Raw genomic sequence first — 15915 nt, forward strand, 5'->3', positions numbered from 1 at the left:
CGTGGCGGGTTGCGAAAGACGTTGTCAGAGCGGCGAAGGCAGGCTGTGGACCAGCTTCACCGCCGCGGTGATGACCTCGGGGTCGGTGTTCGGCAGCACGCCGTGACCGAGGTTGAAGATGTGGCCGGTCGCGCCCAGCGCGATCGCCTCGTCGGCCTCGTGCGCGATCCGGCGCACCTCGGACTCGATGGCCTCCGGGCCGGCGAACAGGACCGCCGGATCGAGGTTGCCCTGCAAGGCTTTTCCGGGGCCGACGCGGCGGACCGCGTCCGTCAGCGGGACGCGCCAGTCGACGCCGACCACGTCCGCGCCCGCCTCACCCATCGCGCCGAGCAGCTCGCCGGTGCCGACGCCGAAGTGGATGCGCGGGATGCCCGCCGAGGCGACCTCGGCGAACACGCGCTCCGAATGCGGCATCACGAACTCGCGATACTGGGCCAGGGTCAGCGCGCCCGCCCAGGAGTCGAACAGCTGCACCGCGTCCACGCCGGCCGCGATCTGCGCCTGCAGGAACTCGATGGTGATGTCGGTGAGCACGCCCAGCAGCTGATGCCAGGTCTCCGGATCGCCGAGCATCATGGCCTTGGTGCGCTCGTGGTTCTTGCTCGGGCCGCCCTCGACCAGGTACGAGGCCAGGGTGAACGGCGCACCGGCGAAACCGATGAGCGGGGTCTGATCCAGCGCGTCCAGCAGCAGGCCGATACCCGCGGTCACCGCGCCGACCTCCTCCGCGCGCAGACGCGGCAGCGCGCGCACATCGGCGACGGTCCGCACCGGGTTGGCCACCACCGGGCCGACGCCCGCCACGATGTCCAGATCGATGCCCGCGGCCTTGAGCGGAACCACGATGTCGGAGAACAGGATTGCCGCGTCCACATCGTGGCGGCGGATCGGCTGCATGGTGATCTCGCACACCAGCTCCGGATCGAAGCAGGACTCGAGCATGCCCACGCCCTTGCGGAGTTCGCGGTACTCCGGCAGCGAACGTCCGGCCTGGCGCATGAACCACACCGGACGCCGATGCGGGACGCCACCGGACGCGGCGACGAGAAGGGGGGCATCGGGCAAGTGGCGGCGGCTGTGAGTGCTCATCGCAGCCCATCGTAAATGCCCCCGGCGGCGCGCCTCTCACTACACCGCACCCGAGAGGTCTACCGTCCTCATACGTGACACCGCTCGACTTCCGCGACGGCGCCGCACCGACCCCGGAGCCAGAAGAACCCACAGGGTTCCGCGCCGCGGTCGATGCGATGGGAACCGCAACCGTGCATCCAAGGATCGAGCTAGCTCCGATCCGGCCGCCGCAGCGCCTGGCCCCCTACTCCTACGCCCTGGGCGCCGAGGTGACCCGCCCGGACACCAACGTGGTCCCGGTGGACTCCGACGGTGACGCCTTCGGGCGGCTGATCCTGCTGCACGACCCGGACGGGCAGGAAGCCTGGCACGGCGTGTTCCGGCTGGTCGCCTACCTCCAGGCCGACATCGACTCCGCGCTCGCGGCCGACCCGCTGCTGCCCGAGGTGGCGTGGAGCTGGCTGGTGGACGCGCTCGAGTCACGGACACCGTTCACCGCCCTCGGCGGCACGGTCACCGCGACCAGTTCGGTGCGCTACGGCGACATCGCCGGGCCGCCACGCGCGCATCAGCTCGAGGTCCGCGCGTCCTGGACGGTCGGCGACACCGAGATGCGCCCGCACGTGGAAGCCTTCGCCGAGGTGCTCGCCTACGCCGCCGGGCTCCCGCCCGCCGGGGTCACGGCGCTGGACATCCGGCCCGGCGACGACACGAACTGAACGCGCCCGCGCCGGCCCCTCGGCGTGGCGCGCTCGGGAACACGTGTACCGCAACCAAATCGGCGCCGGGCAACTACGATTCCGAACAGCCCGGCGCCGTGTCGCGGTCCGACGTTTACTCGACGTGACGCAGGCCGCCCCTGTCCTACACGTAGAGTTCAAGACCATGTCCGTACCAGAAGAGCCCGAAGCCACCGCAGCGGTCCCCTTGCTCGCGCCCGCGGACGGTGTACCACCGGTACTGGACACTGCCTCCGACATCGCAGCGGCCGCCGCCCGGCTGGCCGCCGGCACCGGCCCGCTGGCCGTCGACGCCGAACGCGCGTCCGGCTTCCGCTACTCCAATCGCGCCTATCTGATCCAGCTGCGACGCGCCGGAGCGGGCTCCTTCCTCATCGACCCCATCCCCGTGGACGGCGACCTGACCCCGCTGGCCGAGGCCATCAACGGGCTGGAATGGGTGCTGCACTCGGCCGACCAGGATCTACCCGGACTGGCCGAACTCGGGCTGTACCCGGCGCGGCTGTTCGACACCGAACTCGGCGGCCGGCTCGCCGGCTACGAACGCGTCGGACTCGCGGCCATGGTGGAGCGGCTGCTCGGGCGCGAACTGCGCAAGGGACACGGCGCTGCCGACTGGTCCACGCGCCCGCTGCCCGACGAATGGCTCAACTACGCCGCCCTCGACGTGGAGTTGCTGCTGGAACTGCGCGACGCGGTCGCCGCCGAACTGGCGGAACAGGGCAAGACCGACTGGGCGGCACAGGAATTCGAACACGTGCGACTGGCTGAACCGTCCGCGCCGAAATCGGATCGCTGGCGGCGCACCTCGGGCATCCACACCCTGCGCCGCACCCGGCAACTGGGCATCGTGCGCGAACTGTGGACCACCCGCGATCGGCTCGCCCGATCCCGCGACGTCGCCCCCGCCCGCATCCTGCCCGACTCGGCCATCGTGGCCGCGGCCACCAGCGAACCCAAGTCGATCGCACAGCTGCGCGCGCTGCCGGTGTACGGCGGCCCGCGTCAGCGCCGCTACTCGCGCGAATGGCTCGGCGCGGTCGAGCGCGCCCGGGCCCTGCCGGACAACGATCTGCCGCCGCTGACCCAGCCGTTCGACGGGCCGCCGCCGGTCAATCGCTGGGAACGCCGCGACCCCGCCGCCGCCGCCCGGTTGCAGCGCGCCCGCGCGGCCATGACCGAACTGTCCACCGAGGTTTCCGTGCCGGTCGAGAACCTGCTCACCCCGGACCTGCTGCGCCGCATGTGCTGGGACGGGCTGCCGCGCACCGCCGCCAACGGCGACGCGCCGGTGCTCATCGACGACTTCCTGCTCGCGGGCGGCGCGCGGGACTGGCAACGCGAGCTATCGGTGCCGAGATTGGCCGGGGCGCTCTACCCCGCGAAAGATCAGGCTTCCTAGCCCGGATCCGCACCCCGGGACCGGCCGTCGGCCGAATCCGTATCCCGGCGCGTCCTGGGCCGAAATCCATACCGGACGGTAGAGATCTCAGCCGTCGCACGCCGGGTAGATCCCAGCGGGCCGACTTCAGTCCTCGAAGACCGGTGGACGGCGGTCGCGGCGAGCGCGAATGGCCTCGTCGAAATTCTCGGTGGTCAGGCGGACATACAGCTGCGCGATGCCCTCGTGCTGCATATGCGATTCGAAACTGCTCGCCTCCAGCCCGCTCCACAGCATGCGTTTGGTCAGCTCGGTGCCGACCCGGCTCCAGCGGATCATCTGCTCCGCGGTGTCGTAGCAGCTCTCCAGCAGTTTGTCCGCGGGCACGACCCGCGACACCAGGCCGATGCGCTCGGCCTCGGCGGCGTCCACGTCCCGCCCGGTGAGCATGATCTCGAAGGCCCGCGTGGTGCCGACCACGCGCGGCAGCAGATAGCTGATGCCCAGTTCGGCCGAGGTCAGCCCATTGTTGATGCCCGCGGCACGGAAGTACGCGTCCTCGGCCGCGATCCGCACATCGGTCCCGACCGCCAGGCAGAAGCCGCCGCCGATGGCCGCGCCGTTGATGGCGCTGATGACCGGCTGATGCATGCGCCGAATGGTGAGCATGACGTTGTTGAGCAGATCCATGGACCGGCGGGCGACCGAGGTCTTGGTCAGGCCCTCCACCCCCGGGACCCGGCCCGCGTGCTGCAGATCCGCGCCCGAGCAGAAGCCGTGCCCGGCGCCGGTGAGCACCACCACCCGCACCTCGTTGTCCGCGGCCACGGCCTCGAGGGTTTCGCGCAGCGGCACCATGACGTCGAAGGCCATGGCGTTCATGCGGTCGGGACGATTGAGGGTGACCAGCGCAATGCCCGGTCGCGGCTTCTCGACGAGCACGAACGCTGGGTCGACTTCGGACATACGCAACTCCTGAACCAGAAAACTGAAACCTGTTCCAGAATTTACGCGATTCGCGCCCACCCCGTCCGGGAATGCCGCTGGTGCGATACCGGCGGCCGATGCCCGAAAAGCCGCCGGTGCCGGCCTATTCCGCGAGCGCCCGCTCGGGCTCGATGACCAGCACCGAATCGGCGCCGACCTGATCGAGCTCGACCGTGGCGTTGCCGCCGAGCCAGCCGCTGATCCGCTGGGTCACATCGTCCGGTGTCAGACCCAGATCCTGATGCACCCGCGCGCGCGAGGCATGGTCCAGGAACTGCTGCGGCACACCGATATCGCGGGTCGGGATGTCCAGGCCCGCCGCGCGCAGCGCCGCCGACACGGTACAGCCGATGCCGCCGTGCAGGCCGCTGTCCTCCAGCGTCACCACCAGGCGATAGTTCTCGGCCATCTTCACCAGGGCGTCGTTGACCGGCAGCACCCAGCGCGGATCCACGACGGTGACCGCGACGCCGTCGGCCTCCAGCTGATCGGCGACCTGCAGGCCCAGGCCCGCGAACGCGCCGACGGCCACGATCAGCACGTCGCCGCGCACCGACTGCGCCGAATCGCCGTCCAGCAGCTCGGGCATGCGCAGCACGTCCAGCCCGTCCAGGCGCTCCACCGCGGAGATGTCCTCCGTGACACTGCCCTTGGGGAATCGGATGGCGGTCGGGCCGTCACCGATGTGCAGCGCCTCGCCCAGTTCCTCGCGCAGGGTCGCGCCGTCACGGGGGGCGGCCACCCGGATGCCCGGGATGATGCCCAGCACGGACAGATCCCACATGCCGTTGTGACTCGCACCGTCGTCGCCGGTGATGCCCGCGCGGTCCAGGACCAGGGTCACCGGCAGATTCAGCAGCGACACGTCCATGAGCAGCTGATCGAACGCGCGGTTCAGGAACGTGGAGTAGATGGCGACCACCGGGTGCAGACCGCCCAGGGCCATACCGGCCGCGGAGGTCATCGCGTGCTGTTCGGCGATGCCGACGTCGAACATGCGCTCCGGGAAGCGCTTTCCGAACGCGGACAATCCGGTCGGGCCGGGCATGGCGGCGGTGATGGCGACGACGTCGTCCCGCTGCTCGGCCTGCGCGATCAGCTCCTGGGAGAAGATCGAGGTCCAGCTCGGCGCGGACGAACCGCCCACCGGCTCACCGGTCTCGGGATCGATGCGGCTGATCGCGTGCATCTGATCGGCCACGTGATCCTCGGCGGGCTTGTAGCCGCGGCCCTTCTGGGTCACCACGTGCACGACCACCGGACCGCCGAAATCCTTGGCACGCCGCAGCGCCGCCTCCAGCGCGACCGTGTCGTGCCCGTCCACCGGGCCCACGTACTTCAGCCCGATGTCGCCGAACAGCTCCTGCGGGGCGACCGCGTCCTTGATGCCGGTCTTGAGCGCGTGCAGCATCGAATAGGCCGACTCCCCCACACCCGGGATCGACTGCACGATGCGCTTGGTCGCGTCCAGGGCCTGCTCGTAGGCGGGCTGCATGCGCAGCGCGCTGAGCCGGTCGGCCAGGCCGCCGATGGTCGGGGCGTAGGAGCGGCCGTTGTCGTTGACCACGATCACCACCGAGCGGTCCTGCCCGGCGGCGATGTTGTTCAGCGCCTCCCAGCACATGCCGCCGGTGAGCGCGCCGTCGCCGACGACCGCCACCACGCTGCGCTTCTGCCGGGTCAGCGCGAACGCCTTGGCCAGACCGTCCGCGTAGGACAGCGAGGCCGAGGCGTGCGAGGACTCCACCCAGTCGTGCGCGCTCTCGGCCCGGCACGGGTAGCCCGACAGGCCGCCCTCCTTGCGCAGGGTGTCGAACCCGTCCTTGCGACCGGTCAGGATCTTGTGGACGTACGACTGATGACCGGTGTCGAAGATGATCGGGTCGGCAGGCGAGTCGAAGATCCGGTGCAGCGCGATGGTCAGCTCTACGACGCCGAGGTTCGGACCCAGGTGCCCGCCGGTGACGGCGACCTTCCGCACCAGGAACTCACGAATCTCCTCGGCCAACTCACGCAGCTCTGATACCGACAGCCGGCGCAGGTCCTCGGGCATGTCGACCCGGGAAAGCACTCCCACGGCTATTGCTCCCTCCGGATGTCTCCTGTGTTTGCAACAGTCTACGGAGCCGCGACCGGCCCGCTAAGTCAGGAACTGAACGCCACCTGCGACATCCACTTCAGATGTGAGGCTCCACACACATTACCCGGATACAGTGGCCGCGTGGTCCACTCCGATTCGACCGCAGCAAATCCGATTTCGGCCGCCCCCGGCGTGGTGGCCCGGCTCATCGACGAGGTATATCAACTCTGCCGGACCGACACCTCCGGTGAACTCGCCGACTACATCCCGGAACTCGCGGCGGTGCAACCCGATTCGTTCGGCATCTGCCTGGCAACCGCGGACGGTCAGGTGTACGGGAGCGGGGATGTGCACACCCCGTTCACCATTCAATCGATCTCCAAACCCTTCACCTACGCGCTGGCCCTGGCGGACCGCGGACCGGCGGCGGTCGCGCAGCGTATCGACGTGGAGCCCACCGGAGAACCGTTCAACGAAATCAGTCTGGACCCCAGGACACAGCGCCCGCGCAACCCGATGATCAACGCCGGCGCGATCACCGCGGCCTCGCTCGTGGAGGGTCGTGACCCGGCCGACCGGTTCGCTCGGATACAACGTAGCTACGGGCGATTCGCGGGGCGGGAACTGAAACTCAACGAGGCCGTGTACGCCTCGGAAGCGCGTACCGGATTTCGCAATCGGGCCATCGGATATCTGCTGCGCGGGGTCGGGATCGTGGACGGCGATCCGGACGAAGCGGTCGATCGATACTTCCGGCAGTGTTCACTTGACGTCACCTGCCGTGATCTGGCCCTCATGGCGGCGACACTGGCCAACAACGGCGTGCATCCACTCACCCACGAACGCGCCCTGGTCGCCCCGCTCGTCGAGCAAGTTCTCAGCGTCATGACCACCTGCGGCATGTACGACGCCGCCGGCGACTGGGTCACCACGGTCGGGCTGCCCGCGAAAAGCGGCGTGGGCGGCGGGATTCTGGCCGTGCTGCCCGGACAGCTCGGCATCGCGGTGTACTCGCCGCGACTGGACGAGCACGGCAGCAGCGTGCGCGGGGTCATGGCGTGCCGCGAACTGTCGCATCGGCTCGGCCTGCACTTCCTGCACGTCACCCGCGGCGCGCACACCGCGATTCGCGCCTCGTACTCGGTGGCCGAAGCGCCCTCGCGGCTGCGGCGCGATCCCGAGGAGCTCGAGCTGCTGCGCGCCCACGGCGACCGGGTGCGCATCGTCGAACTGGCCGGCGACCTGCTGTTCGCGGGCGCGGAGTCCACCGTGCGCGCGGTGGAACAGCTGCCCGGAGACCTGGAGGCGCTGGTGCTGGACCTGCGCGAGGTCGGCGACGTCAGCGATATCGCCGCGCGCATGCTCGCCGACGTACAGGCCGAACTGGCGGCGGCGGGATGCCGTGTGGCACTGGTGGATCCGGACGCCAAGCTCGGGCACATGTCGTCGAGCCTGGATCCGGCCGATCCGGTGGGACGGGTGTTCGTGGACCGGGACAGCGCCACCGAATGGTGCGAGCAGCTCGTGCTCGACAGGCACCGGCCGCCCGGATACACCGCGCCCGCCGCGCTGCGGGTCGAGGAGCATCCGGCGATGGCCGAACTGCCGGACGACGAATGCGTGCGGCTGGCACGGGAATTCGAGATCCGCACGATCGCGCGCGGCGAACTGGTGATCGCCCGCGACAGTCCGCGCGCGGGGCTGTTTCTCATTCTGGACGGGCGGGTCCGAATCACCTTCGAGGACAACGCCGGTCGCCGGCACCGCCTGATCACGCTCTCCCCCGGCATGTCCTTCGGGGAGATCTCCCTGCTCACCGGCGTGCATTTCAGCAACGACATCTACGCCGAGACCACCGTCCGCCTGGCCGTGCTGTCCCCGGAGAAGTTCGATCGGCTCACCAGCCAGGCCCCCGAGGTGAAACTGGCTCTGCTGGAGCGCCTTGCGACGGCCGCGTATTCGCAGACGGACGCGGCGGTGCGGGCACTGGCGGCGCACGGCGGGGCCTGACCGTCGCGCCCCGCGGCCCCTGCTCGATGGCGTGGCGCGGGAACCGGCGACCGGTCGCGGCGGATGGTCCGCAGCCGGGGGCTCACCCGCCGATATCCGAGTGCCGGGACCGCCGCGAGGGTGGCGGCTGACCCGACCCGCCAATTTCGCCCGTACCAGACGAACAGCCTGGTGACGGCCGGGAACTCGCCGATATGCTCGGGCCGGGCCGCCGCTCCCGCCACGGCTGCGTGGCGGCCCGGCAGCGATCAGTAGCGCTTCTTGCGGGACGCCAGGTCTTCGGTCTTGATCCGGATGTCGTCGGTCTTGGCGCGCAGGTCGTCGGTCTTGGCGCGGAGCGCGCCGAAGAGGATGTCGCGGCTCTCCGAGAGCAGGTCCTGGACCTCCAGGACGGTGCGCTGGGTGGCGTCGACGCGGACGCGGGACAGACGGCGGCCGCTGCGGCGGCCCGCCTGCGCGAGTTCCTGGACGAGTTCGCCGAAGGCGCTCATCGGATCGCCCCCCGAACCGCCGATTCAACGTACGCTTGTTCACCGAAATCGTGAGATCTCATACCCTGGAACCCCTTTGTATCCACTGTAAACGCACCTACCGCGATAGATGGAGAGTACGCTCGTTCACTCGGTGGTGCCAGTCGCCGGGGTTCGGCGGGGCCGGTCCCGGGGGGGGTGAGCCGCGGGGCCGGGAAGCCGGAGCGGATCGGGCCTCGTGACGCGCGGCGGGCGGGGTGGATGGGCGGGCGTCGGTAGCATCGGGATGCCCCCGGAACCGATCTAGGAGGACGTAGTGACCAGCAGTGTGAGCGAGACCGGCACCATCACCACGTTCGGCGCCGGAAGCGCGAGCGCCACACCGGATCTCATGCGGGTGAGCATCTCCGTGGAGAAGAAGGCCGACACCGTGGCCGCCGCCTACGCCGGCGCCGGGGCGCGCGCCGACGCGCTGATTCTGTCGCTGCGCGGGGACGGGGTGCCCGCTCGCGACGTCTCGACCAGCGGTTTGTCGGTTCGCACCGAGACCGTGTGGACCGAGGCCAATCGCGAGCAGGTCGTGGGATACGTCGCGAGCACCTCGCTCACCGTCGTGCTGCGCGACATCGAGGCGGAGGAGAAGCCCGCGCAACCCGGGCCCGCGGCGATCATCGCGCACGCCGTCGACGCGGGCGGGGACGAGGTGCGACTGGGCGGGCTCACGCTCGGCGTCGCCGACGAGGAGAGCCTGCTGACCCGGGCCCGCGACGCGGCCTGGGATCACGCCCGCGCCAAGGCCGAACAGTACGCGGCGCGGGCCGGGCGCACGCTCGGCCCGGTGCTCGAGATCACCGAGAACACCTCGGGCGCATCACTTCCCGCCCCGCGCATCGCCTTCGCCGCGAAGTCCGCCCCGTTGGACTCCGCCGCGATCCCCGTCGAGCTCGGCGAGAGCGAACTGTCGGCCGAGGTCCGGGTGACCTGGCAGCTCGGCTGATACATCCGGCTCGAGCCCGCCGCGGGGAACGAACAGGACGGGCGCGCACGCCGTACCCCGTTGCCACCGGCGGCAACGAACGCACGCCATTCGCCGCCATCACCGCCGACCGTCGCGCGGCGGACCCGCACTCAGCGTTCCAGCAGGGCGATGCACTCCACGTGGTGGGTGCCGGGGAAAGCGTCGAAGACGCGCAGGGCGGCGGGCTCGTAGCCGGCGTTGCGGTACAGGCCCAGGTCGCGGGCGAACGAGGCGGGGTCGCAACCGATGTGGATGATGCGGCGGGGAGTGCGCTCGGTGAGGGCGCTGATCACCTCTTTGCCCGCGCCCGCGCGGGGCGGGTCCAGGACGACCACATCGGGCGCGGTCGGCGGCTGCTCGACTATCCACTGCTCCACGCGTTCGGCGCGCAGATCCACCCAGGGCAGGTCGCGCAGGGCGGATTTGCCCTCCGTGACGGCGGTGCGGGCGAATTCCACGCCGTGCACGCCGCCCGCGGGACCGACCTGGCCGGCCAGCCGGGCCGCGAAAACGCCCACGCCGCAGTACAGATCCCAGGTCAATGCGCCGGGGGCAGCGTCTGACCACTCCGCCACCACGTCCGAATAGCATTGCGCGGCACCGGCGTGCGGCTGCCAGAAGCCGGTGGCCGAGAGTTCCCAGCGACGGCCCCCGACGTACTGCACGGCACGACCGGTGCCGTCGAACACCTTCTCCACGCGCGGGCTGTGCGCGGCGGCCCGGCGGGCGACGGTGCTGTTGCGGTCGCTCCCGCGCCGGAAACCGTTGCCGCCGCGCTTGCTCCGGCCCGATTGCACCACCGGGGACAACTCGAGCAGATGCCGCATGCCGTCACCGTCCACGGCGATCACGAGGTCCGCGCCGGGCTTCCACGTGCGCTCGGCAATGCCCTCCATCGCCCCAGCCATGGGCTGGGGGCAGCGCAGGTCGGGGATCACATCGGTGCTGCGATACCGGTGCACACCCGCGCGGCCCTGCGCGTCCACGACCAGGCGCACCCGCGAGCGCCAGCCACCGGCCGCAGCGGGCGCGACACCGGCGGGCGCGCCACTCACCGACGGCCCGGAATCCGCCCGATCCGCCGCCGCGTCCCGAGTTGTCCCGCTCATCGACGGGGACGAGGCATCGGCGACTGCCGGAACGCCGGAAACCGAGCCGTACGCACCGGCTTTCAGCGGCGCCGATACCCCGCTCATCGGTGCGGGGATCACCTCCACCTCGAACTCGGGCTCCCAGTCGGCCAGGCGCAGCAGTTGTTCGGCGACCACGCTGTGCTTGAGACCGCGCTGGGCGGCGGGGGTGGCGTGGGTGAAATCGCAGCAGCCCGCACCGCCGGGACCCGACACCGGGCAGGCGGGGTCCACGCGGTCGGCCGAGGCTTCCAGGATCTCGATCGCGTCGGCGCGGCAGAACGAGCCGCCGCGATCCTCGGTGACGATCGCGCGCACCAGCTCACCGGGCAGCCCGTGCCTAACGAACAGCACCCGGCCCTCGTGCCGGGCCACACAGAACCCGCCGTGCCCGGGCGCACCGAGGCGAACCTCGACGGTCGTTCCGCGCCAATCCATTCCCGAACTCACGCATCATCTCCGAATCCACGCCGCACCGAACCGGGCGCGCTGATCTGCCGGGTCGGGCGCAGCGCGTTGGCCGAGGAACTGAGCTGCCACGGCACGCTGGTCACCATCACGCCGGGCTCGAACAACAGGCGGCCCTTGAGCCGCAACGCGCTCTGATTGTGCAACAGCTGCTCCCACCAGCGACCGACCACGTATTCGGGGATGAACACGGTCACCACATCACGCGGCGCGTCCTTGCGCACCCGCTTGACGTAATCGACCACCGGCTTGGTGATTTCGCGATAGGGAGACTCGATCACCTTGAGCGGCACCGAGATGTCGCTGCGCTCCCAGTCCCGCACCAGCGTCCGGGTGTCCGGCTCATCGACGTTGACGGTGATGGCCTCGAGCGTGTCGGGCCGTCCGGCGCGGGCATAGGCCAGCGCCCGCCGGGTGGGCATGTGCAGCTTGGACACCAGCACGATGGAATGCGTCCGGCTCGGCAGCACCCCGTCCCATTCGGACTCCGACGCCTCGAGCTCGCGCGACACCGTGTCGTAGTGCCGGCGAATGAGTTTCATGATGCCGAAGATCGCCGCCATGGTGACGATGGCGATCCACGCGCCCGCCAGGAACTTGGTGATCAGCACGATCACCAGCACGGTCGCGGTCATGGTCAGGCCGATGGCGTTGATCACCCGCGAGCGCTTCATGCGCGCCCGCTGCCCGGGATCGGTCTCGGTCCGCAGCAGCCGCGTCCAGTGCCGCAGCATGCCGGTCTGGCTCAGCACGAACGAGACGAAGACGCCGACGATGTAGAGCTGAATGAGCTTGGTGACCTCGGCCCCGAACAGCACCACGAACGCCACGGCCGCACCGGCCAGGAAGATGATGCCGTTGCTGAAGGCCAGGCGATCGCCGCGGGTGTGCAGCTGGCGGGGCAGGAAGCGGTCCTGCGCGAGGATCGAGCCGAGCACCGGGAAACCGTTGAACGCGGTGTTCGCCGCGAGGACGAGGATGAGCGCGGTGACGATGGTCATGAAGTAGAACCCGGCCGGGAAGCCGCTGAACACCGCACCGGCCAGCTGCGCGACCAACGTCTTCTGCTCGTAGCCCTCGGGCGCGCCGCCCAGCTGGCTGGTGTCGTGCGCGTAGACGATGCCGACCTCCTGGGCCAGCACGATCATGGCCATCAGCAGCGTGATGGAGATCGTGCCCAGCAACAACAGGGTGGTCGCCGCATTGCGGGACTTGGGCTTGCGGAACGCGGGCACGCCGTTGCTGATGGCCTCCACACCCGTCAGCGCCGCACAGCCCGAGGAGAACGCGCGCGCGATCAAGAACACCAGCGCGATGCCGAACAAATGGTCGTTCTCGGCCTTCAGCTCGAATCCGTAGGACTCCGCGTGCACCTCCTGCCCCAGGCCGATCCGGGTGAAACCCCAGATGAGCATGATGAACATGCCGATCATGAAGGCATAGGTGGGAATCGCGAAAGCGGTGCCCGATTCCCGGACACCGCGCAGATTCAGGGCGGTCAGAATCACAATCGCCGCGACCGCGAACAACACCTTGTGCGTGGAGACGAACGGCACGGCCGAACCGATATTGGACGCCGCCGAGGAAATCGACACCGCGACCGTGAGCACGTAATCGACCAGCAACGCGCTGCCGACCGTCAAACCCGCCGTGGGACCGAGATTCTTGGTCGCCACCTCGTAATCGCCGCCGCCCGAGGGATAGGCGTGCACATTCTGCCGATAGCTGGCGACCACGACGGCCATGACCAGCACCACCGCCAGGCCCACCCACGGCGCGTACACGTACGCGGACAACCCGGCCACCGACAGCACCAGGAAGATCTCCTCCGGCGCGTAGGCCACCGAAGACAGCGCGTCGGAGGCGAACACGGGCAGCGCGATTCGCTTGGGTAGCAGGGTGTGACCCAGCGAATCACTACGGAAGGGGCGGCCAACCAGCATGCGTTTGGCGGCCGTCGTCAACTTCGACACTTTTGCGAGCATAGGGGAGCGCGAGCGCGGTCGCGTCCACGGCGCGACGGGTTCATCTCGTGGCCGTACGCTTGCTACCGGAGAAAAGCGCCGATGCGGGTGCGACAGCGGGGGCAGACGCTGTGAGCTTTTCCCGGCTCCGGTTTGAATACCAACCGGAGGGGGAAAAAGCCTCGGGAAAAACTAGAGCGGTACGGTTGCGAACCGGACAAGCAACCAGACCGCACACCACGGTTTTCGGAAATGGGGACAGCACGGTGTACGTAGTGATCATGGGGTGTGGACGGGTGGGTTCCTCGCTCGCACGCGCCCTGGTCCGCATCGGCCACGAGGTCGCGGTGATCGATCAGAACTCCAGTGCCTTCCTGCGCCTGGGCCGCGATTTCCCCGGACTGTGCATCACCGGCGTCGGATTCGATCGGGATGTGCTGACCCGCGCCGGAATCGAACGTGCCGGCGCCTTCGCCGCGGTGTCCTCCGGCGACAACTCCAACATCATCTCCGCCCGCGTGGCCCGCGAGACCTTCGGCGTCGAACGCGTCGTGGCCCGCATCTACGACGCCAAGCGCGCCGCCGTCTACGAGCGCCTGGGCATTCCGACCATCGCCACCGTGCCGTGGACCACCGACCGGTTCCTGCGCAATCTGGTCGCCGATCAGTCCACCACCACCTGGCGCGACCCCACCGGCACCGTCGCGGTCACCGAACTCACGCTGCACGAGGAGTGGTACGGGCGCACGGTGCACTCGCTGGAGAACACCATCGGCGCGCGCGTGGCGTTTTTGATCCGCTTCGGACAGGGCGTGCTCCCCAACGCCAAGACCATGCTGCAGGCCGATGACACCGTCTACATCGCCGCCACCTCCGGGACCGTCGGCGAGGCCGTGGCCCTGGCCGGAAATCCCCCCGCGAGCGAGGACTGAGCAATGAAGGTAGCCATTGCGGGCGCCGGCGCCGTCGGCCGATCCATCGCCCAGGAACTACTGCGTGGCGGTCACCAGGTCATGCTGCTGGAACGCCGCCTCGATCACATCGATCCCACCAGCGCGCCCGCCGCGGTCTGGACGCACGCCGACGCCTGTGAGCTGGAGACGCTCGAAGAGGCGGGCCTGGAAACCTACGACGTGGTCATCGCTGCCACCGGCGACGACAAGGTGAATCTGGTCTTCAGCCTGCTGGCCAAGACCGAGTTCGGCGTGGGCCGGGTGGTGGCGCGGGTCAACGATCCCCGCAACGAATGGCTCTTCGACACCTCGTGGGGCGTGGACGTGGCCGTATCCACTCCGCGCCTGCTCGCCTCGCTGGTCGAGGAGGCGGTGTCGGTCGGTGATCTGGTGCGGCTCATGACCCTGCGCCAGGGTCAGGCCAATCTGGTGGAAATCACACTGCCCACCGATACGCCCTTGGCGGGCAAGGCCGTTCGCATGCTGAAGCTGCCGCGCGATGCCGCGCTGGTCACCATTCTGCGTGGCGGCCGGGTCATCGTCCCGCAGGCCGACGACTCGCTCGAGGGAGAGGACGAACTGCTGTTCGTCACCTCCGTGGAAGCCGAGGACGAGCTACGCAAAGCCCTCGGCGTCAACGGTTTCGACAACAACCTCGGCGTCACCGCCTGAGATCGCCGGGGCGAGCGCGTCCGCGCTCCCCCGCTCCGGCGCCAGCGCCCACACCGGTTCCGGTGCGAGCGCGGACACGTATCGATCTGCCAGCGCCGAACGCGGCCGCATCACGAGGCGACCTTCAGCTCGGCGCGCAGCTTGTTCAGCGCGCGGTGCTGCATGACCCGGACCACGCCCGGGCTGGTGCCGATGGCCTCGGCGGTCTCGGCCGCGGTCCAGCCCAGCACGATCCGCATGACCAGCACCTCGCGGTGGGTCGGCGCCAGCACCTTCATGAGTTCGCGCGTGGCGGCACGGGTTTCGGACTGCAGCGCCCGCTCCTCCGGGCCGGCCTCGTGGCCCGCCTCGTCCGGGAACTCCGCCACCGGGTAGGCCGGGTGCAGCTGCGCCCGGCGGAACGCGTCGGCGACCTTGTTGGCCGAGATCCCGTACACGAAGGCCAGGAACGACTTGCCCTGGTCCCGGTAGCGCGGGATGGCCTGCACCGTCGCCATGCAGATCTCCTGTGCCACATCGTCGGCCGTCACGTGCAGGTGACCGCCATTGCCCATGCGGGCCGCGCAGTAGCGCCGCACCAGCGGGTACACGATCTTCAGAATGTCGGAGATCGCGTGCTTGTCACCGCTCGCGGCGGGACCGATCAGCTTCTCCAATTCCGCTGCCGCGCGCCGCGATTCCGAGGTGGCCGCACTGTTGTTCTTGGTGGTGGTGCCCCGCCCCGCTGAATGCCTGCTGCGCGAGGCCGTTGCCTGCACCGCCGCACCGCGCCCCTCGCTACGGTCCTGCGCTGCCACTGCCTTGCCGTCGGTAATCAACTCCGCGATCCTTTCGCCGTTTCGTCTCATAACGATCCTGCGATGATCAGCGCCGCCGAAATAGGTACCCCAGGGGTGGGGTGGGCACCCCCTTCCACCCCCTAACCGTTACCGAAGGTGTTGCGCGGTGGGCTCATAGCGCGATAAGGG

13 protein-coding genes are annotated in these 15915 nt (G+C 69.5%); 6 read left to right on the forward strand and 7 right to left on the reverse strand.

What is annotated here, in order from left to right; genetic code table 11:
- Window positions 1–24: 24 nt before the first annotated feature.
- Entirely contained in the window at window positions 25–1092 is a 1068-nt protein-coding gene (gene hemE / locus ABZ319_RS01050; protein WP_354984222.1) for a uroporphyrinogen decarboxylase, read from the reverse strand.
- Between the two features lie 74 nt (window positions 1093–1166).
- Between hemE and ABZ319_RS01055 the strand changes: the two genes are divergently transcribed.
- Window positions 1167–1793 (forward strand): DUF3000 domain-containing protein, encoded by a 627-nt coding sequence (locus ABZ319_RS01055; RefSeq protein WP_354984223.1) that lies wholly within the window; start codon window positions 1167–1169, stop codon window positions 1791–1793.
- A 166-nt stretch (window positions 1794–1959) separates the two neighbouring features.
- On the forward strand, window positions 1960–3216 hold the full coding sequence (locus ABZ319_RS01060) for a ribonuclease D (protein ID WP_354984224.1): 1257 nt from the start codon (window positions 1960–1962) through the stop codon (window positions 3214–3216).
- 126 nt (window positions 3217–3342) lie between these two features.
- Here the strand turns inward: ABZ319_RS01060 and ABZ319_RS01065 are convergent, their stop codons facing one another.
- Both ABZ319_RS01065 and dxs read right to left on the reverse strand, forming a co-directional pair.
- Window positions 3343–4161: an enoyl-CoA hydratase gene (locus tag ABZ319_RS01065; RefSeq protein WP_354984225.1), complete on the reverse strand. Its 819-nt coding sequence runs from the start codon at window positions 4159–4161 to the stop codon at window positions 3343–3345.
- A gap of 124 nt (window positions 4162–4285) precedes the next feature.
- Complete coding sequence (dxs, locus tag ABZ319_RS01070; RefSeq protein ID WP_354984226.1) at window positions 4286–6259, reverse strand: 1-deoxy-D-xylulose-5-phosphate synthase; 1974 nt, start codon at window positions 6257–6259, stop codon at window positions 4286–4288.
- 195 nt (window positions 6260–6454) lie between these two features.
- Between dxs and glsA the strand changes: the two genes are divergently transcribed.
- Window positions 6455–8272 carry a glutaminase A gene (gene glsA, locus ABZ319_RS01075; RefSeq protein ID WP_354984239.1) on the forward strand — a complete coding sequence of 606 codons (1818 nt, stop codon included), beginning with the start codon at window positions 6455–6457 and terminating at the stop codon, window positions 8270–8272.
- 248 nt (window positions 8273–8520) lie between these two features.
- Here the strand turns inward: glsA and ABZ319_RS01080 are convergent, their stop codons facing one another.
- Window positions 8521–8763 (reverse strand): hypothetical protein, encoded by a 243-nt coding sequence (locus tag ABZ319_RS01080; protein ID WP_354984227.1) that lies wholly within the window; start codon window positions 8761–8763, stop codon window positions 8521–8523.
- 295 nt (window positions 8764–9058) lie between these two features.
- Between ABZ319_RS01080 and ABZ319_RS01085 the strand changes: the two genes are divergently transcribed.
- Window positions 9059–9739: an SIMPL domain-containing protein gene (locus ABZ319_RS01085; protein WP_354984228.1), complete on the forward strand. Its 681-nt coding sequence runs from the start codon at window positions 9059–9061 to the stop codon at window positions 9737–9739.
- Window positions 9740–9870: 131 nt separating this feature from the next.
- Here the strand turns inward: ABZ319_RS01085 and ABZ319_RS01090 are convergent, their stop codons facing one another.
- Window positions 9871–11328: a TRAM domain-containing protein gene (locus ABZ319_RS01090; RefSeq protein WP_354984240.1), complete on the reverse strand. Its 1458-nt coding sequence runs from the start codon at window positions 11326–11328 to the stop codon at window positions 9871–9873.
- 8 nt (window positions 11329–11336) lie between these two features.
- Window positions 11337–13331, reverse strand: a complete 1995-nt coding sequence (locus ABZ319_RS01095; RefSeq protein ID WP_354984229.1) for an APC family permease — start codon at window positions 13329–13331, stop codon at window positions 11337–11339.
- Between the two features lie 257 nt (window positions 13332–13588).
- Here ABZ319_RS01095 and ABZ319_RS01100 point away from each other — a divergent pair, with 257 nt between their 5' ends.
- The gene (locus ABZ319_RS01100) at window positions 13589–14254 is read left to right on the forward strand and encodes a TrkA family potassium uptake protein (protein ID WP_354984230.1); all 666 of its coding nucleotides are present in this window, start codon (window positions 13589–13591) and stop codon (window positions 14252–14254) included.
- 3 nt (window positions 14255–14257) lie between these two features.
- Window positions 14258–14947: a TrkA family potassium uptake protein gene (locus tag ABZ319_RS01105; RefSeq protein WP_354984231.1), complete on the forward strand. Its 690-nt coding sequence runs from the start codon at window positions 14258–14260 to the stop codon at window positions 14945–14947.
- A 110-nt stretch (window positions 14948–15057) separates the two neighbouring features.
- On the opposite strand, the gene ABZ319_RS01110 is transcribed toward ABZ319_RS01105, so the two are convergent.
- Window positions 15058–15705: a sigma-70 family RNA polymerase sigma factor gene (locus tag ABZ319_RS01110; protein ID WP_354984241.1), complete on the reverse strand. Its 648-nt coding sequence runs from the start codon at window positions 15703–15705 to the stop codon at window positions 15058–15060.
- Window positions 15706–15915: the final 210 nt, after the last annotated feature.

It is taken from the genome of Nocardia sp. NPDC005978 (assembly GCF_040614455.1).
GTDB lineage: Bacteria > Actinomycetota > Actinomycetes > Mycobacteriales > Mycobacteriaceae > Nocardia.

Coding starts and splice junctions, on each gene's coding strand:
- ABZ319_RS01080 (WP_354984227.1), bottom strand. CDS start 8,763: ATGAGCGCCTTCGGCGAACTCGTCCAGGAACTCGCGCAGGCGGGCCGC.
- ABZ319_RS01065 (WP_354984225.1), bottom strand. CDS start 4,161: ATGTCCGAAGTCGACCCAGCGTTCGTGCTCGTCGAGAAGCCGCGACCG.
- ABZ319_RS01090 (WP_354984240.1), bottom strand. CDS start 11,328: ATGGATTGGCGCGGAACGACCGTCGAGGTTCGCCTCGGTGCGCCCGGG.
- hemE (WP_354984222.1), bottom strand. CDS start 1,092: ATGAGCACTCACAGCCGCCGCCACTTGCCCGATGCCCCCCTTCTCGTC.
- ABZ319_RS01105 (WP_354984231.1), top strand. CDS start 14,258: ATGAAGGTAGCCATTGCGGGCGCCGGCGCCGTCGGCCGATCCATCGCC.
- ABZ319_RS01060 (WP_354984224.1), top strand. CDS start 1,960: ATGTCCGTACCAGAAGAGCCCGAAGCCACCGCAGCGGTCCCCTTGCTC.